The 16,319-nt window shown below is 67.5% G+C and carries 16 protein-coding genes; 6 read left to right on the forward strand and 10 right to left on the reverse strand.

The genetic code is table 11. From position 1 onward, the window contains the following. Positions 1 to 43 precede the first annotated feature (43 nt). From ACKN61_RS09970 to ACKN61_RS09980, 3 genes are all read left to right on the forward strand, one after another. Complete coding sequence (locus tag ACKN61_RS09970; RefSeq protein ID WP_408953329.1) at positions 44 to 1,021, forward strand: DUF1684 domain-containing protein; 978 nt, start codon at positions 44 to 46, stop codon at positions 1,019 to 1,021. 100 nt (positions 1,022 to 1,121) lie between these two features. After that, complete coding sequence (locus tag ACKN61_RS09975; protein WP_408953330.1) at positions 1,122 to 2,324, forward strand: TraB/GumN family protein; 1,203 nt, start codon at positions 1,122 to 1,124, stop codon at positions 2,322 to 2,324. 14 nt (positions 2,325 to 2,338) lie between these two features. Beyond that, positions 2,339 to 2,899 carry a DUF4303 domain-containing protein gene (locus tag ACKN61_RS09980; RefSeq protein WP_408953331.1) on the forward strand — a complete coding sequence of 187 codons (561 nt, stop codon included), beginning with the start codon at positions 2,339 to 2,341 and terminating at the stop codon, positions 2,897 to 2,899. Here ACKN61_RS09980 and rnfB read toward each other — a convergent pair. The 4 genes from rnfB to ACKN61_RS10000 form a co-directional block, all read right to left on the reverse strand. Further along, positions 2,896 to 3,354 carry an Rnf electron transport complex subunit RnfB gene (rnfB, locus tag ACKN61_RS09985; protein WP_408953332.1) on the reverse strand — a complete coding sequence of 153 codons (459 nt, stop codon included), beginning with the start codon at positions 3,352 to 3,354 and terminating at the stop codon, positions 2,896 to 2,898. The genes ACKN61_RS09980 and rnfB overlap by 4 nt on opposite strands. 31 nt (positions 3,355 to 3,385) lie before the next feature. Beyond that, complete coding sequence (metG, locus tag ACKN61_RS09990; protein WP_408953333.1) at positions 3,386 to 5,491, reverse strand: methionine--tRNA ligase; 2,106 nt, start codon at positions 5,489 to 5,491, stop codon at positions 3,386 to 3,388. A gap of 147 nt (positions 5,492 to 5,638) precedes the next feature. Further along, positions 5,639 to 6,076, reverse strand: a complete 438-nt coding sequence (locus ACKN61_RS09995) for a DUF2147 domain-containing protein (protein ID WP_408953334.1) — start codon at positions 6,074 to 6,076, stop codon at positions 5,639 to 5,641. A gap of 206 nt (positions 6,077 to 6,282) precedes the next feature. Further along, positions 6,283 to 9,258 (reverse strand): TonB-dependent receptor domain-containing protein, encoded by a 2,976-nt coding sequence (locus ACKN61_RS10000; RefSeq protein ID WP_408953335.1) that lies wholly within the window; start codon positions 9,256 to 9,258, stop codon positions 6,283 to 6,285. Between the two features lie 498 nt (positions 9,259 to 9,756). Between ACKN61_RS10000 and apbC the strand changes: the two genes are divergently transcribed. The 3 genes from apbC to ACKN61_RS10015 all read left to right on the forward strand — a co-directional run bounded on the left by apbC (position 9,757) and on the right by ACKN61_RS10015 (position 12,223). Next, the gene (gene apbC, locus ACKN61_RS10005; protein WP_408953336.1) at positions 9,757 to 10,824 is read left to right on the forward strand and encodes an iron-sulfur cluster carrier protein ApbC; all 1,068 of its coding nucleotides are present in this window, start codon (positions 9,757 to 9,759) and stop codon (positions 10,822 to 10,824) included. Positions 10,825 to 10,885: 61 nt separating this feature from the next. Further along, entirely contained in the window at positions 10,886 to 11,455 is a 570-nt protein-coding gene (gene dcd / locus ACKN61_RS10010; RefSeq protein ID WP_031372257.1) for a dCTP deaminase, read from the forward strand. Positions 11,456 to 11,710: 255 nt separating this feature from the next. Then, positions 11,711 to 12,223, forward strand: a complete 513-nt coding sequence (locus ACKN61_RS10015) for an RDD family protein (protein WP_031372256.1) — start codon at positions 11,711 to 11,713, stop codon at positions 12,221 to 12,223. A gap of 235 nt (positions 12,224 to 12,458) precedes the next feature. On the opposite strand, the gene ACKN61_RS10020 is transcribed toward ACKN61_RS10015, so the two are convergent. The 6 genes from ACKN61_RS10020 to ACKN61_RS10045 all read right to left on the reverse strand — a co-directional run bounded on the left by ACKN61_RS10020 (position 12,459) and on the right by ACKN61_RS10045 (position 16,194). Further along, a complete protein-coding gene (locus tag ACKN61_RS10020; RefSeq protein ID WP_036148699.1) occupies positions 12,459 to 12,767 on the reverse strand; it encodes a hypothetical protein in 309 nt (102 codons plus the stop codon). A gap of 44 nt (positions 12,768 to 12,811) precedes the next feature. Further along, positions 12,812 to 13,540, reverse strand: coding sequence for a pyroglutamyl-peptidase I (gene pcp / locus ACKN61_RS10025; protein ID WP_408953337.1), 729 nt, complete (start codon positions 13,538 to 13,540; stop codon positions 12,812 to 12,814). Continuing rightward, positions 13,537 to 14,490, reverse strand: a complete 954-nt coding sequence (locus ACKN61_RS10030) for a DUF979 domain-containing protein (RefSeq protein WP_408953338.1) — start codon at positions 14,488 to 14,490, stop codon at positions 13,537 to 13,539. The genes pcp and ACKN61_RS10030 overlap by 4 nt, the downstream gene beginning before the upstream one ends. Next, positions 14,487 to 15,188, reverse strand: coding sequence for a DUF969 domain-containing protein (locus tag ACKN61_RS10035; protein WP_408953339.1), 702 nt, complete (start codon positions 15,186 to 15,188; stop codon positions 14,487 to 14,489). The genes ACKN61_RS10030 and ACKN61_RS10035 overlap by 4 nt, the downstream gene beginning before the upstream one ends. Before the next feature lie 72 nt (positions 15,189 to 15,260). After that, a complete protein-coding gene (locus tag ACKN61_RS10040; protein ID WP_408953340.1) occupies positions 15,261 to 16,007 on the reverse strand; it encodes a 5-oxoprolinase subunit PxpA in 747 nt (248 codons plus the stop codon). Between the two features lie 19 nt (positions 16,008 to 16,026). After that, positions 16,027 to 16,194: a LiaI-LiaF-like domain-containing protein gene (locus tag ACKN61_RS10045; protein WP_408953341.1), complete on the reverse strand. Its 168-nt coding sequence runs from the start codon at positions 16,192 to 16,194 to the stop codon at positions 16,027 to 16,029. Positions 16,195 to 16,319 lie beyond the last annotated feature (125 nt).

The raw sequence follows: 16,319 nt of genomic DNA on the forward strand, positions 1-16,319 counted from the left end.
GATGACCGCTGCACGCTCCTTTGCACGCACTTTGTCGGGCGCGATGTCCGCGCCGGCACTGTCGGCCTTGCTGTTGCTCGGCCTGGCCGCCTGCGATTCGCCCGAACGACAGGCCGCGCAGAAGCGCGAGGTCGCGCGCGCCGCCGCGGTCAGCGACACCTTCGCCCGCGACCAGCAACTGTGGCGCCAGCAACGCAAGGACGAGCTGCTCAAGCCCGACGGTTGGGCCAGCCTGGTCGGCCTGTATCCGATCGACAGCGGCTCGCATTATTTCGGCAGCGACCCCGACAACGGCATCCGCCTCGGCGTCGGCCCGGCCCATTTCGGCCTGCTGTCGCTCAACAAGGGGCGCCTGCGTTTCATCCCCGAGCGCGGCCAGCAGCTCACTCTCAACGATCAGCCGCTCAAGGGTGCGGTCAACCTGCTCGCCGACGATTATCCGGCCGGCCCGAGCAAGATCGGTTTCGACGAGGGCAAGGGCATCCTGACCGTGATCAAGCGCGGCGACCGCTACCTGTTGCGCGCACGCCACGCGCAGGCGCCGACCCTGACCGGCTTCAAGGGCATCGACTACTGGGAACCGCAGCAGGAGTGGAAGCTCAGCGCGAAGTTCATCGCCCATCCGGCCGGCAAGACCATCGACATCGTCAACATCATCGGCACCATCGAGGCGACGCCGAACCCGGGCGCGATCGAGTTCGAGCGCGACGGCCAGACCTATCGCATCGAGGCGCTGGACCAGGGCGGCGACGAACTGCTGCTGGTGTTCGCCGATCGCACCAGCGGCCACCAGAGCTACAGCGCCGGGCGTTTCCTCGACGTCGCGCGGCCGAACCTGCAAGGCCTGGTGACGGTCGATTTCAACAAGGCCTACAACCCGCCGTGCGCGTTCACCCCGTTCGCGACCTGTCCGCTGCCGCCGGCGGAAAACCGCCTCGACCTGGAAGTCGCCGCCGGCGAGAAGACCTACAAACACGACGACACCGCGCCGGCCGCGAGCGCCACCGCGCAGGCTTCGTGACCCGACTGTTTTCATCGCCAAGCGAATCATCCGCGCGCCCCTCCATCCCCCTTTACCCGAGTCCGACGCGCCCGTCGCCGACCCAAGGATCAGTTTGCCCATGCGGTTCCTGAAGCTGTTCGTCCTGCCCTTGTTCACCGCCTCGGTGCTCAGCGCATCGTTGACCTCCGCGACCGCGATCGCCGCCGGCGACGTGCCCGCGGCGACCGCGAAGGCGCCGCCGGTGCCCTTGCTGTGGAAAGTCTCCGACCAGGACAACGCGGTCTATCTGCTGGGCTCGTTCCATCTGCTGCGCGCCGACGACTACCCGCTGTCGTCGGACATCGACCAGGCGTTCGCCGGCGCCGGCAAGCTGGTGTTCGAAGTCGCGCCGGAAGAGATGTTCGACCCGACCGTGCCGCAGCGTTTCATGGCGCGTGCGCGCTACGACGACGGCCGCACCCTGAGCAAGGTGTTGCCGGCCGACCTGCGCGAAAAGCTCAACCGCGTGCTGGCCAAGAACGGCAGTTCGCTGGCCCAGCTCGACGCGCTGGAACCGTGGTTCGTCAACTTGTCGTTGGTGCTCGGCGTTTCGCAGTCGATGGGCTTCAGCCCGCAACTGGGGCTGGACCAGTACCTGATGCGGCAGGCGGCCGAAGCCGGCAAGCCCACCTCGGGCCTGGAGACCATGGAGCTGCAATTGCAGGTCATGGATTCCGGCCCGCTGCCCGAGCAGATCACCGCGCTGCGCGAGTTCGTCGACAAGCCCGAGGACGTGCCGGGCATGCTCGACGAAATCCATTCGGCCTGGCGCAACGCCGATCTCGCCATGCTCGACGAGAAGGCGCGCGTGGAGATGGAACAGAAGACCCCGGAGACCTACCGGATGGTCAACCTCGAGCGCAACGAAGCCTGGGTGCCGCAGATCCAGAAGATGCTCGACGAGTCCAAACAGGGCGACACACTGGTCGTGGTCGGTTCCTTGCACTTGCTCGGCAACGACGGCCTGGTCGAGCGCCTGCGCAGCAAGGGCTATACGGTCGAACGCGTGTGTTCCACCTGCGCGCCGGCCGACGGCCCGGTGCCCGTGATCGGCGCCGAACGCGCCTTCGCCGCCAAGGACGCCGGCAAGCCGGCCGACCCCAAGCGCGGCAAGGACAAGCCCGCCAAGGATGCTTCCGGTAAGCAAGAAAGTAGCAAGCACGAGAGTGGCAAGCACGAGAGCGGCAAGCACGAAGCGGGCGAGGCCGAGGCGGCCAGGCAAGACCCCGCCAAGCACGAGCCGGCACGCGCCGAAGCCAAGCCGACCGCCCCGTCGCGCTGAGTACGAGCCGGGCGATGACCGAAGCGGCCGGCTTCGATTTCGCGGCGCTGCGCGATGACATCGTCGTCGCGGCCATGGCGGCGTTCGCGGAGATCTCCGCCTCGCAAAGCGACGACCCGGTGCGCGCGTTCGCGCTGTACTCCGATTCCGGCGCGATGACGGTGTGCCCGGCGATGGCGACCGCCGATTACCTGCGCCGCGTCGACAGCGAATACCCCGGCGAGCGTCTGTACTACCGTTATTCGCCGTCGGAATGGCCCTTGGAAGGCGTCGGCGCCGACGAGCAGTTCGGACGCTTGTGCGATCGGCTGCGCGAGCATGTGTTCGCTCTTGAGGCTCGGGACGGCGGCGCGGCCTTCGCCGATTTCAAGGCGCGTCTGATGGACACGCTGGTCGAGAGCGCGGAATCGTTGCGTAAGCAGTGCTTCGCCGGGCTCGGCGAGGACTTCGTGGTGTTGGCGACTATTTCCGACGACGACGAGCCGGCCGCCGAATTGAACCGGCGCGTGGCGCGCTTGAATTCGCCGGCGATCGCGGCCGAATTCGCCGCCTGGTCGAGCGGCTGGCGCGACTAAGCGCCGAGCATCGCGTCCGTGGCCGGAACCAGCACGATGCAATCCACCGGGCAGGCCGGCACGCACAGCTCGCAACCGGTGCACAGCGGCTCGATCACCGTGTGCATGTGCTTGGCCGCGCCGATGATGGCGTCGACCGGGCAGGCCTGAATGCACTTGGTGCAGCCGATGCAGTCGGCTTCGACGATCAGCGCCAGCGGCGCGGGTTTGTGCTGGCCGCGGCTGCGGTCGTAAGGCTGCGCCTCGACCCCGAGCAGCCGCGCCAGGGCGCGCGCGCCGGCGTCGCCGCCGGGCGGGCAATGGTCGATCCCGGCCTCGCCGCGCGCCATCGCTTCGGCGTAGGGCCGGCAGCCGGCGTAGCCGCATTGCCCGCACTGGGTCTGCGGCAACAATCGGTCGAGCCGCTCGACCAGGTCGGTCGTAGCGGCTGCGGGATGATCGGAGGGCGTGGACATGGCTGCGGCCGGCAGGCCGTGGCTGCGCGGTTTACTTGACCGGCATGCCCGCTGCGGCGCCGCTGTCGACGTCGAGCAGATGCAGGCCGTCGCCGTCGAAACCGGCCGACAGGATCATGCCTTCGCTGATGCCGAAGCGCATCTTGCGCGGGGCCAGGTTGGCGATGAACACCACCTTGCGGCCGACCAGCTTGTCGGGCTCGGCATAGGAGCCGCGGATGCCGGAGAAAATCTGGCGCGTGCCCAGTTCGCCGGCGTCGAGTTCGAAGCGCAGCAGCTTGTCGGAGCCTTCGACGAATTCGCAGACGCGGACCGTGCCGATGCGCAGGTCGAGCTTGGCGAACTCGTCGATGCCGACCGTAGCGACGGTCGCTGCACTGGCGCCCGGGGACACGACAGCCGGCGTTGAACTCGCGACGGCGGCGACAGCGCCTGGGACTTTGCCATCGGCGGTGCCGACAGCGACGGCGGCCGGGGCGGAGGCGGCGAGGGATTCTTTACTGGCTTCAATCATGGTGTCGATCAGTTTGGTGTCGATGCGGGTGAAGAGCGGCACGTAGGCGCCGATGCGGTGGTCGAGCAGCGGCTCGGCGAGGTCCTCCCACAGCGTCACCGGCGCGGCGAGGAAGGCCTCGGCCTCGGCCGAGACGCGCGGCAGCACCGGCTTGAGCGCGGCGGCGAGCACGCGGAACAGGTTCAGGCCCTGCGTGCACACGGCCTGCAGATGCGTTTCCGCGCCTTCCTGCTTGGCCAGCACCCAGGGCTTGTGCTCGTCGATGTATTTGTTGGCCTCGTCGGCCAGCGCCATGGTCAGGCGTACCGCGCTGGCGGCTTCGTTGCGTGCATAGGCTTCGGCGATCGGCGTCAGCTGGGCGACGAAGCGCTGGTACATCGCCGCATCCGGCAACACCGCCGAGAGCTGGCCGTCGAAACGCTTCTCGATGAAACCGGCGCAGCGGCTGGCGAGATTGACGAACTTGCCGACCACGTCGGCGTTCACCCGGGCGACGAAGTCGGACAGGTTGAGATCGATGTCCTCGACGCCGCCGCTGGTCTTGGTGGCGAAGTAATAACGCAGCGCTTCCGGGTCCAGGCCGACGTCGAGATAGGTGCGGGCCTGGATGAAGGTGCCGCGCGACTTCGACATCTTCTCGCCGTTGACCATCAGATAGCCGTTGACGTGCAGGCGGGTCGGCGCGCGGAAACCGGCGCCGTGCAGCACCGCCGGCCAGAACAGGCCGTGGAAGGTGACGATGTCCTTGCCGATGAAGTGGTGCAGTTCGGCGTCGCTGTCGCGGGCGAGGTAAGACCAGAAATCCAGGCCTTCGCGTTCGCACAGGGCCTGGAAGCTGCTCAGGTAGCCGATCGGCGCGTCGAGCCAGACGTACAGGTACTTGCCCGGGTGGCCGGGAATCTCGAAGCCGAAGTAGGGCGCGTCGCGCGAAATGTCCCAGGCGCGCAGGCCGCCGTCGACGTCGAGCCATTCGTGCAGCTTGGCTTTGATGCCTGGCGTGGCGACGTCGCCGGCCAGCCATTCGCGCAGGAAGGCCTCGAAATGGCCGACCTCGAAGAAGAAGTGTTCGGACTCGCGCAGCTCCGGCGTCGCCCCGCTGACCACCGAGCGCGGTTCCTTGAGTTCGGTCGGCGCATAAGTCGCGCCGCAGTTCTCGCAGTTGTCGCCGTACTGATCGGGGGTGCCGCAGTTCGGGCAGATGCCCTTGACGTAGCGGTCGGGCAGAAACATGCCCTTGACCGGGTCATACAACTGCGCGACCGAGCGGCGGGTGATGTGGCCGCTGTTGTCCAGGCGCGCGTAGAAGCCTTCGGTCAGGGTGCGGTTGCCGGCCGAGTGGGTCGAGTCGTAGTGATCGAACTTGACCCCGAAGTCGGCGAAATCGCGCTCATGGCTCACCTGGACGCCGGCGATGAAGGCTTCCGGAGTCAGGCCGGCCTTCTCGGCGCCGAGCATGATCGGTGTGCCGTGGGTGTCGTCGGCGCAGATGTAGTGAACGCGGTGGCCGCTCATTCGCTGCGCGCGGCACCAGATGTCGGCCTGGCCGTAACCGACCAGATGACCGAGGTGCAGCGGCCCGTTGGCATAGGGCAGGGCGTTGGAGACGACGATTTCGCGGGACATGAGTGCGGGTGCCGTGGGTGGTCGTGAATTATGGCATGGGCCTGCGCGCCGGCCGTGGCGGACCGCCGGGTCTGCGGCCGGCATCGGCGCAAAAAAGAAACCCGGCGCACAGGCCGGGTTTCCGTGGATCGCGGACCGGCGCGGCGTTTACTGCTGGCGCATCCAGGTCTGGGTGCGGCCGAGCAGGGAGAAGCCCATGAAGCCGCGGACTTCGAGTTTCTTGCCGCTGTCGATCGGGGTGACCTTGACCGAATAGATCTTGCCGGTGGCCGGGTCGAGGATCTGGCCGCCGTCCCAGGTGCTGCCGTCCTTGCGGATGCCCCACAGGATCACCATGCCCTTGACCGGCTTGTTCTTGCGCTCGCCCGAGCATTTGTCGCAGGTCGGGTTCGGGCCGCGATCGGATTGCAGGACTTCGTTGACGCGGCCGGCGAGGCTGCCGTCCTTGGCTTCGTAGATCTCGACGACCGACTTGGGCTTGCCGGTCTTGTCGTCGACCGTGGTCCAGGTGCCGACCGGGGTGGACTGAGCGAATGCCGCGATCGGCAGCGCGAGCAGCAACAGTGCAAACAGTTTGGTACGCATGGGTCCCCTCCCAGGGATTAGGCGTGATCGAACCACATTCGGACCGCGCTCGGACCGCTCGACAGGCCGGCCGGTGTTCGCGGTTGCAGCCTTTATACCGCATCCGCCGGGGTATGGAAGTCGACCCGGGCCGCCGTTCAGGCGGGCAAAAAGAAGCCCGGCCTGGGCCGGGCTTCCTGTCGACGCGGTGTCGCTTGCGGCGAGGATCAGAACTTGTAGGTGGCGCCGGCGTAGACGTAGCGGCCGATGCTGTCGTAGTTCGCGTTGTCCTCGGTCTCGCCGAAGTAGTTCAACGGCGGGTCCTTGTCGAACACGTTGTCGGCGCCGATGTACAGGTCCAGCCCGGTGTTCGGGACCTTATAGCCGATCTGCAGGTTGTGATAGGTGTAGGACGGGTTGCGGATCGGCGAGACCTGGCCCGGGTTGCTGTTGTAGCTCTCCGGGACCACGCGCAGGTTGCCGTCGATGTAGCGCATGTCCCACGAACCGCGCCAGTTGCCGTGCTTGTAGCTCGCGTTGAGCGAGGCGCGCCAGCGCGGATCGCTGACGTAGGTCACGTACTCGTCGTACTCGGCCGGGAAGTCCTGGAACGGCCATTCGCGCGAGGAGATCAGGCGGGTGCCGACGAAGCGCAGCGCGGCCTGGCCGCCCAGCATTTCGAAGCGGTAGTCGGCTTCGATGTCGACGCCGGCGCGGCGGGTCTTGGCCAGGTTCTCGCTGATGGCCTTCCAGTTGTAGATCGAATTCGCCGGGAAGGTGCGGCCCTGCGAGTCGACGTAACCGGCGGCCGGCGCGCGCTGGATCAGGGCGCAGAAATCGTTGCCGATGCCGCCGGGCGAATCGACGCAACGGGTGGCGATGGTCTGCGCGGTGACGGCGCCGATGGCGTCGGTCAGGGTGACGCGCCAGTAGTCGACCGACAGGCCGAAGCCTTCGATGAATTCCGGCTGCCAGACCAGGCCGTAGGACAGCGAGCGCGCTTCTTCGACGTTCAAATCCGGGTTGCCGCCGCTGAGGCCCGGGCGGTTGCCAGAATAGGTGTCGCGGTAGTTGGCCGGCAGGCCGAGGGCGGCGCAGTTGCTCGCGCGCAGGGCCGGATCGCCCGCGGTCGATACGCCGTTGGTGACGCCGGGACGGGTGTCGCAGGGGTCGTAGATGGTGGCGAAGTTCTGGGTCTGCGGGTTGAACAGCTCGCCGATGTTCGGCGCGCGCACCGCTTGGGCGACGCTGCCGCGCAAACGCAGCGAATCGTTGATCGCCCAGTCCAGGCCGACGTTCCAGGTCTTGGTCGAACCGACCGTGTCGTAGTCGGAGTAACGGCCGGCCAGGTCCATGCTCAGGCGCTGCACGCCGGGCAGGTCGGCCAGCAGCGGCACGGTGGCTTCGGCGAAGATTTCCTTGACGCTGTATTCGCCCTTGCGGCTCGGAATGGCGTTGAGGAAGGTCAGGCCCTGCGCGGCCAGCGGATCGGTGATTTCCTCGCTGGTTTCCTTGCGGTATTCGATACCGCCGGCGAAGCCGACGCCGCCGGCCGGCAGCTCGAACAGCGCGCTGTTGGCGACCGAGGCGCTGAACACGCTCTGGGTGATCTTGCTGCGGTTGATCGCGTCGTAGTTGAACCAGGCCGCGGCCTTCGGATCGACCGCGCCGTTGCCGAACACGCTGAAGGGCACGCAGCCGGCGCGCGAGATGTCGAGGTAGGCGCGGCCGGTGTTCGGGTTGATCGCGTTGGGATCGACCGAGACGCGGCAGGCGAGGTTGCCGTTGGCGTCGCGCACCACGTCCATGCCGGCCTGCCAGCGGTCGTTGATGCGGTTGTTGAGGTTCAGGCGGTCGATTTCGGTCTTGCCGTAAACGCCGGACACTTCATAGGTCCAGTTCTCCGACAGATAACCTTCCAGGCCGGCGACGTAGCGCTGGGTCTTGCGGTCGACCTGTTCGCCGCGACGGCCGGCGTCGACGTTGAAGCGGCTGATCTGCAACTGGCTGGCCGGCGAAGCGAGACCGTTGGCGTCCATCAGCGCGCCGAGCTGCGGCGAGATCAGGGCGTTGTCGCGGCGGATGCGGATCGGCTGATCGAACGCCGGCTGGCCGAGGAAGTCCGATTCGGTCTTGGTGTACTTGCCTTCGAAGAAGAACTTGTGGTTCTCGTTGATCTCGAAGTTGAGCATGGTGTTGACGCTGTAGCGGTCGAAGCCCGGTTGCAGGTCGGCGACGCCGTTGAGGTCGGCGAAGTCGCAGTCGATGCAGGTATTCGGTCCGTCGCGCGGGCCGTCGTAACGGTTCGGGCGGAAGCTGCCGTCGTCGTTGAACAGATAGCGCTTGCCGCCGAGGTTGAAGGTGCCGCCGTAGGACAGGCTGGAGTTGCCGCCCGGGCCCATGAACACGCGCTGCGGGTTGGTCTGGCTCGGCGGCTTGCTCGGGTCGAAGTTCGGGTTCGGCATGCTGACGTTGAACTCGCGGCCGATCTTGCGATCGCCGCGGCCGAAACGGTCCTGCTTGCTGTACTCGGCCGAGTACACGATGTTGCCGCGGCCGCCGGCGAATTCGTTGCCGCCGGTGGCGCTGATGAAGGAACGGCTGAAATCGCCTTCGCTGGCGTCGCCGGTCTGGGCGCGGATCTCATAGCCGTCGAACTTCTTCTTCATGATGAAGTTGACCACGCCGGCGACGGCGTCGGCGCCGTACACGGCCGAGGCGCCGCCGGTGATGACTTCGACGCGCTCGATCAGTTCGACCGGGATGGTGTTGACGTCGACCGCGGTCGAGCCCGAGGTACCGCCGACATGGCGGCGGCCGTTGACCAGCACCAGGGTGCGCGCGCTGCCCATGCCGCGCAGGTCGAGCAGGCCGAGGCCGGCGGTGCCGATGGCGCGGGTGGAGTTGCCCAGGGTGTAGGTGGCCGACAACTGCGGCAGGGTGGTCATGAGGTCGGCGATGGTCACCGCGCCGGTGGAGCGGATCTCCTCGGCGCTGATGCCGACCACGGGCGAAGGCGTGACGAAGCCGATGCGCTTGATGCGCGAGCCGGTCACCGTGACCGCGTCGATGTCGGTTGCCGCGGTGTCCGCCGGGGCCGCGTCCTGGGCGTAGCCGGTGCCGGCGACCGAGACCAGCATCGCGCTGACCAGCGCCGCCGTCAGCCTGCTGCGCCGCGGGCCCTGCGAGTTGCGTACTGCCATTGAGTTTTCCCCTAGCTGAGAGCGTAAGTGCATGTTTCGGGTGCCTTCCTGGCGGATTAACAATCCCTTTACAAACCTGAACTTAACACGCACGTAATATTTCCCTGCTTGCCCGGGGCGGTGTTTGATTTTGCCGAGTGCCAACATTCAAGCGATTGATTGCAATGCAGTTTCGCGCTTGTTGCCGGCATGTAACCATCGTTGCAAGGCAGGTCCCTGCACGGATAAGCGCAATAGCGACCACCGGAATCTGTGACAGCGCGCTGGTGTGATATGCAATTTATGGTTGCTGACTGAGCGGCCATGTTGCCGGCGCCGAGCCGGTCGGGCGCCGCCGCCGCCGGCCTGTCGGAGCGGCGTCGAATGCGGCCGCGCGCGCATGCCGGGCAGGACGCTGCCAGGCGCAGGCCTTACCATGTGCGCAGGCCGCCGCGCGGCCCGACCCCCATTCAGAGTCCCCATGCGCATCCACACACCCCGTACGGCCGGACGGCCGGTATGAGCGAGACCTTGCAGGCCGCGATCGCGGCACTTTTCATTCCCGAGACCGACGTGCGCCTGGGCGACAGCGAGGCGCGCATCCGCGCCGGCGTCGGCGAAGGCCGCGCCGCGGTTTCGATCACCGCCGGCTATCCGCTCGAAGGCCTGCGTGCCGCGCTGGAAACGGCGATCGCCGAGTTGCTGGCGGGCCAAGGCCTGAGCCTGGCGAGCCTGGAACTCAACACCCGCATCGTCTCGCACGCGGTCCAGCCGAAGTTGGCGCCGTTGCCGAGCGTGCGCAACGTGATCGCGATCGGTTCCGGCAAGGGCGGTGTCGGCAAGTCGACCACCGCGGTGAACCTGGCCCTGGCCCTGGCCGCCGACGGCGCCCGCGTCGGCGTGCTCGATGCCGACATCTACGGCCCCAGCGTGCCGATGATGCTGGGCCTCAGCGGCCGCCCCGACAGCCCGGACGGCAAGAGCATCGAACCGATGCGCGCGCACGGCCTGGAAGCGATGTCGATCGGCCCGCTGGTCGAGCAGGACACGCCGATGATCTGGCGCGGCCCGATGGCGACCTCGGCGCTGACCACCTTGCTCAACGACACCCGCTGGGGCGAGCTCGACTATCTGATCGTCGACCTGCCGCCCGGCACCGGCGATATCCAACTGACCCTGTCGCAGAAAATCCCGGTCGCCGGCGCGGTCATCGTGACCACGCCGCAGGACGTGGCCACGCTCGATGCCAAGAAGGCGCTGCGCATGTTCGAGAAGGTCGAAGTGCCGGTGCTCGGGCTGATCGAGAACATGGCCGTGCACGTGTGCTCGAACTGCGGCCACGCCGAGCATCTGTTCGGCGAAGGCGGCGGCGCGCGCATGGCCTCGCAGTACGGCGTGAGCCTGCTCGGCAGCCTGCCGTTGGAAATCGGCATCCGCGAGCAGGGCGACGCCGGCGTGCCGATCGTCGCCTCGGCGCCGGATTCGACCGCCGCGCGCGCCTACCGCGCCGCCGCGCGCCGGCTCGCGGTGCAGCTCGCGCTGCGGCCGCGGGTGACGCCGTCGATCTCGGCCTCGCTGCTCGGCTGAGCGCGGCCCGCATTACCTCCCTTACCATCGGCGGCCTGGCTGCCCTTACTGGAACATCGCAATGAGCATCAAGTCCGACCGTTGGATCCGCCGCATGTCCGAGCAGCACGGCATGATCGAGCCGTTCGAGCCCGGCCAGGTCAAGCACGCCGCCGACGGCCAGCGCATCGTCAGCTACGGCACCTCCAGCTACGGCTACGACGTGCGCTGCTCGCGCGAGTTCAAGGTCTTCACCAACATCAACTCGACCATCGTCGATCCCAAGCATTTCGACCCGGGCAGCTTCGTCGACATCGAGAACGACGTCTGCATCATCCCGCCGAACTCCTTCGCCCTGGCGCGCACCGTCGAGTACTTCCGCATTCCGCGCGACGTGCTGGTGGTCTGCCTGGGCAAGAGCACCTATGCGCGCTGCGGCATCATCGTCAACGTGACCCCGCTGGAGCCGGAGTGGGAAGGCCACGTCACCCTGGAATTCAGCAACACCACGCCGCTGCCGGCGCGCATCTACGCCAACGAAGGCGTGGCGCAAATGCTGTTCTTCCAGTCCGACGAAGTCTGCGAGACCTCCTACAAGGACCGCGGCGGCAAGTACCAGGGCCAGGTCGGCGTGACCCTGCCGCGCACCTGAGCCCGGCCCGCTGCGGCGAGCGAGGCGAGAGCGACAACCGACGGCCTGGCGCGGATGCGTGCCAGGCCGTTCTCGTCTGCGTGCGGCCCGCCGCGCCGGTCCGTCGCCGGCTTGGACGCAAGGCGGCGAATCGGTCGAGCGAATCGGCCGACAGGATGCGTATTGATGCCGCCGGCCTGTTATCGTTCGCCGTCACAATTCGACAGGCGTCGCGGCAGGGGGCCGTTGGCGCTATCTCAACCAAGGAGCAAAGGAATGGACCCGCAGAACCCGTATCAAAGCCCGCAATCCTCGCTGACCGCGCCCGAGCCCGACGGCGAGGAATTGGCCGATCGCGGCATCCGGCTGGTCGCCGCCATCATCGACGCCGTGATCATGCTGGTGTTGCTGATGCCGGTGATGTTCGTCGGCGGTTATTTCGAACAGGTCATGACCGCGGCCCAGGCCGGCGAACAGACCTTCGGCCTGCAGATGATGTGGGGCTTGATCGGCATCGTGGTGTTTTTCCTGGTCCAGGCCTACCCGCTGAACGCCAGCGGCCAGACCTGGGGCAAGAAGGTCATGAAGATCAAGATCGTCGACATGGACGGCCTGCAGCCGAGCCTGGCCGAGCTGCTCGGCAAGCGCTACCTGTTCTCGCAGGGCGTCGGCCTGATTCCGTGCCTGGGCGCGATCGTCCAGCTGGTCGACGTGCTGATGATCTTCCGCGACGACCGCCGCTGCCTGCACGACCAGATCGCCGGCACCAAGGTCGTCGTCGCGCGCTGATCCCGACGTTAGACCGAACGCCGAAAACCAACGCGCCGACGCTTTCGCATCGGCGCGTTTTTTTATGGCCTTAAGAACGCCCGGGCCCTGGGTAGGAGCGGCGCAAGCCGCGACCGCGCACCCACACGACATCGGCGATTCCAGGCTAGGAGCGACGTCCAACAGCGATTTTCTGCACTCACCAGCCGCGACCGCGCCGCTACGACCACCGGCGCGGCCTTCAGAAAGCCCGCGCTCAGCGCCGCTGATAGGTAACGAAAAAGCCCTGCAGATCGCCGTTCTCGATATACGGCTCGACGCTGACCACGTCGTAATCGCGGGTGGTGAAGGCCTGATGCGCGCGGCTCAGCGCGTTGGCCGCGCCCTGGTTGCGGAAACCCCAGCTCGCGTCGACCCACAGGGTCACCGCGATCAGGTTCTTGTTGACGGCCTCGGTGGCGACCTGCTCGGGGTTCTTGTCGAATAGGCCGGCGTGCGCCGGGGCGGCGATCGAGCCGGCGACGGCGGCGGTGGCGAGCAGGGCGGCGAGTAACAGGCGATGCATGGGGATACTCCGTCGGATATTGGGTGGTTAGGCGAACGCCCGTTTCAGTGTTCGGCGCCGCCGGCGATGCGTCGGTCGACCCGCGTGGTCAGCGCCGTCTCCAGCGCCACCCGCAGGCCTTGCACGACGGTATCGATCGCCAGACTCGGCGCACCGGCATGGCGCGCAGCCTGTGCCGGAGCATACGGAATGTGGATGAAGCCGCCTCGAACGCCGTCGTGGCCGCGCAAGGCATGCATTAGCCCATAGAACAGGTGATTGCAGACATAGGTGCCGGCGGTCTGCGACACCTCGGCCGGGATGCCGGCCGCGCGCAGCGCCGCGAGCATGGCCTTGATCGGCAGGTCGGTGAAATACGCGGCCGGGCCGTCGGCGACCACCGGCTCGTCGATCGGTTGCGCGCCGCGGTTGTCGGCGATGCGCGCATCGTCGAGGTTGATCGCGATGCGCTCCAGCGACAATTGCGCGCGGCCGCCGGCCTGGCCGACGCACAGCACCAGCGCCGGCCGCAGACTGTCGATGGCTTGGTTCAATTCGTCCAGGCATTGGCCGAACGCGACCGGCAGGCAACGCGCGACGATGCGATGTTCGGCGCCGTCGTTGCCTGCGATCGACGCGCCGTCGAGCCGGCGTACCGCGTCCCAGCTCGGGTTGTCGGTCTCGCCGCCGAACGGCGCGAAGCCGGTCAACAGGATCGGTGCCTGCAGAGCCGGCGCTTGCAGTGTCGGTGCCTGCAGAGCCGGCGCCTGCACAGTCGGCGGGCGCGCCTTCATCGGAACGCGATCCAGTACATCAAGGCGACGTTGCAAGCCAGCAGCACCACGCCGGTCGGCCATTGCGCGCGGATCACGCCGTAGGGGTCCTTGAGTTCGAGCAAGGCCGCCGGCACCAGGTTGTAGTTCGCCGCCATCGGCGTCAGCAGGGTGCCGCAATAGCCCGAGAGCATGCCGATGGCCGCCAGCGAGGCCGGTTCGGCGCCGTGGTGATGGACCAGCAAGGGCAGGGCGATGCCGGCGGTCATGACCGGGAACGCGGCGAAGGCGTTGCCCATGATCACGGTGAACAAGGCCATGCCGAGCGCGTAGGCCGCGACCACGACGAAGGCGTTGTCGACCGGAATCACCGAGCGCACCACGCCGGCCACGGCCTGGCCGACGCCGCCGGCCTCGAACACGCTGCCGAGCGTGGCCAGCAGCAGCGGCAGCAAGGCCGCCCAACCGATCGAATCGACCAGGCGCCGCGATTGCTCGACGCCGCTCCACGGCGTCTGCCCGGTCAGCCGGCATGCGGCCGCGAGCGCGATCAGGCAGGCGATGGCGAGCGCGATCAGGGTGACGTTGGCGGTCTGCAGCAAGGGCGTGTCGCCGATGCGCACGTACTTCAGGCCGAGCGCGCCGATCAGGGTCACGCTGGGGATCAACAGCGCCGGCCAGAACAGCCGGTTGCCGAGCCGCTGCGCTTCGTCCTGTTTTTCTTCGGCGGCGGTTTCGTCGTAACCGCCCTTGCCGAGGCCGCCGAAACCGGCGAGCACCGCGAGCACGACCACGCAGGCGCCGACGAGTTTGTTCGGAAGATGCTCGGCGGCGAACATCAGCAATGCGATCAGGCCCCAGAACGTGCCGTTCGCATAGTGGCGCGGATTCGAGCGATCGCGCAGGCCGCGCCAGGCGAGGACGCCGAAATAGGCGCCGAGCACCCAGTAGACGAAGGTCAGGGTGATCATGGCGAGGGCGCTTCGGTCGTCGCCGCAACGGCGCGCCGTCGCGCCAGTCCGCGTTCGAAGCGGACGATCCGCACCGAGTGGATGACGAAGGCGCAGATCGCGGTCGGAATGCCCCACAAGGCGATCTGTAGCGGATCGAGCGTGAAGCCGTGCTCGGCGAAGAAGCTCTGGATCAGCAGCACCGCGCCGAAGGCGATGAAAATGTCTTCGCCGAAGAACATGCCGACGTTGTCGGTGCCGGCGGCCAGGGCGCGGATGCGTTGGCGTTCGTCGTCGTCGAGCTCGCCATGGCGGGTCTGCGCCGCGCCCTCGGCCATCGGCGCGAGCAGCGGCCGCACCGTCTGCGGATGCCCGCCGAGGCTGGTCAGGCCGATCGCCGAAGACAGCTGGCGCATCAGCAGATAGGCGACCAACAGCCGCGCCATGGTCGCGCCGCGCAATCGCGCGACCCAGTTTTGCGCGTGTTCCTTCAGGCCGTGGCGTTCGAGCAGGCCGATCACCGGCAGGGTCAGCAGGAACAGCAACAGAAAGCGTTTCTCGGTGAACGCCTTGCCCAGCACTTCGAGGATGTCCAGCGGCGACAGCTGCGCCGCCAGGCCGGTGATGAAACCGGCGGCGACCACGACCAGGGCCGGATTGAGCCGCAGTACGAAGCCGATCACGACCGCGGCGACGCCGATCAGGGGCCAATAGTTCATGCCACGCCCTCGCTCATGGAAATTCGGTGATGGGGTTTGCCGATGGCGCCGTCTGCGATAGGGCGCGGCCGCTCATGCGACCGGCAGGATGCGGATGCCGTCGGCCACGAGCGCGTCGCGCAGCGCACGCGCGAACGCCGGCGCGTCGCTGCGGTCGCCGTGCAGGCACAGGGTGTCGGCGCGCAGCGCGATGCGGCCGCCGTCGGCGGTGGCGACTTCGCCGCGCACGACCAGGCCGTGGACCTGGGCGATCGCGTCGTCGAGCGACTCGATCACCGCGCCGGGTTGGCCGCGCGGCAACAGCCGGCCGTTGCGGGCATAACCGCGCTCGGCGAAGACCTCGTGGGCGACGCGCAGGCCGGCGGCTTCGGCCGCGTCGGTGAGTTGCGATTGCGACAGACCGTAGACGATCAGGTTCGGGTCGAACGCGGCGACCGCGCCGACGATGGCTTCGGCGACGATGCGATCGTCGGCGGCGAGGTTGTACAGCGCGCCGTGCGGTTTGACGTGGTTCAGGCGCACGCCCTCGTCGGCGGCGACCGCGGCGAGCCGGGCGAGCTGGTTGAGCATCAGCATGCCGATCTCGTCGCGGCTCAACGGCAGGGTGCGGCGGCCGAAGTGTTCGGGATCGTCGTAACCGGGATGCGCGCCGGCGGCGACGCCGTGTTCGCGGCATAGGCGCAGGGTCTCGCGCATCGTGGCTTCGTCGCCGGCATGGCCGCCGCAGGCGATGTTGGCCGAACTGACGAAGGGCAGGATCGCGGCGTCGTCGCCGCAACCCTCGCCGAGATCGCAATTGAAATCGATGCGGTCCTGCATGAGGCGAGACTCCGCGCGGCTATTTGCCGCGCTTGAACAGCAGACCCAGGCCCACGGCGATCAGGATCGCCGGCCACCAGGTCATCAGCAAGCGGGTCAGGCTGACGTTGGTGAAGCCCAGATTGTTGAGCAGGAACAGGGTGCCGATGACGATCAGGATCAGGGCGCCGACGACGTTGGATTTCATTGGTGCGGTCTCGTAAGTGGTGCAGGGCGCCGGGCCCGGGGACGCAAGGAGTCTAGACGGGTTGGGGTGGGGGGACCAAGAGGCGGGCGCGACCACTGACTGGAAGCATCGCTTCGCGCGGGCGA

The organism is Lysobacter sp. Hz25 (assembly GCF_046097045.1).
Classification (GTDB): domain Bacteria; phylum Pseudomonadota; class Gammaproteobacteria; order Xanthomonadales; family Xanthomonadaceae; genus Lysobacter; species Lysobacter antibioticus_B.

Excerpts from the sequence above, each read along its gene's own strand:
- ACKN61_RS09970 (WP_408953329.1), top strand. The coding sequence starts at position 44 with ATGTCCGCGCCGGCACTGTCGGCCTTGCTGTTGCTCGGCCTGGCCGCC.
- ACKN61_RS09975 (WP_408953330.1), top strand. The coding sequence starts at position 1,122 with ATGCGGTTCCTGAAGCTGTTCGTCCTGCCCTTGTTCACCGCCTCGGTG.
- ACKN61_RS09980 (WP_408953331.1), top strand. The coding sequence starts at position 2,339 with ATGACCGAAGCGGCCGGCTTCGATTTCGCGGCGCTGCGCGATGACATC.
- rnfB (WP_408953332.1), bottom strand. The coding sequence starts at position 3,354 with ATGTCCACGCCCTCCGATCATCCCGCAGCCGCTACGACCGACCTGGTC.
- metG (WP_408953333.1), bottom strand. The coding sequence starts at position 5,491 with ATGTCCCGCGAAATCGTCGTCTCCAACGCCCTGCCCTATGCCAACGGG.
- ACKN61_RS09995 (WP_408953334.1), bottom strand. The coding sequence starts at position 6,076 with ATGCGTACCAAACTGTTTGCACTGTTGCTGCTCGCGCTGCCGATCGCG.
- ACKN61_RS10000 (WP_408953335.1), bottom strand. The coding sequence starts at position 9,258 with ATGGCAGTACGCAACTCGCAGGGCCCGCGGCGCAGCAGGCTGACGGCG.
- apbC (WP_408953336.1), top strand. The coding sequence starts at position 9,757 with ATGAGCGAGACCTTGCAGGCCGCGATCGCGGCACTTTTCATTCCCGAG.
- dcd (WP_031372257.1), top strand. The coding sequence starts at position 10,886 with ATGAGCATCAAGTCCGACCGTTGGATCCGCCGCATGTCCGAGCAGCAC.
- ACKN61_RS10015 (WP_031372256.1), top strand. The coding sequence starts at position 11,711 with ATGGACCCGCAGAACCCGTATCAAAGCCCGCAATCCTCGCTGACCGCG.
- ACKN61_RS10020 (WP_036148699.1), bottom strand. The coding sequence starts at position 12,767 with ATGCATCGCCTGTTACTCGCCGCCCTGCTCGCCACCGCCGCCGTCGCC.
- pcp (WP_408953337.1), bottom strand. The coding sequence starts at position 13,540 with ATGAAGGCGCGCCCGCCGACTGTGCAGGCGCCGGCTCTGCAGGCACCG.
- ACKN61_RS10030 (WP_408953338.1), bottom strand. The coding sequence starts at position 14,490 with ATGATCACCCTGACCTTCGTCTACTGGGTGCTCGGCGCCTATTTCGGC.
- ACKN61_RS10035 (WP_408953339.1), bottom strand. The coding sequence starts at position 15,188 with ATGAACTATTGGCCCCTGATCGGCGTCGCCGCGGTCGTGATCGGCTTC.
- ACKN61_RS10040 (WP_408953340.1), bottom strand. The coding sequence starts at position 16,007 with ATGCAGGACCGCATCGATTTCAATTGCGATCTCGGCGAGGGTTGCGGC.
- ACKN61_RS10045 (WP_408953341.1), bottom strand. The coding sequence starts at position 16,194 with ATGAAATCCAACGTCGTCGGCGCCCTGATCCTGATCGTCATCGGCACC.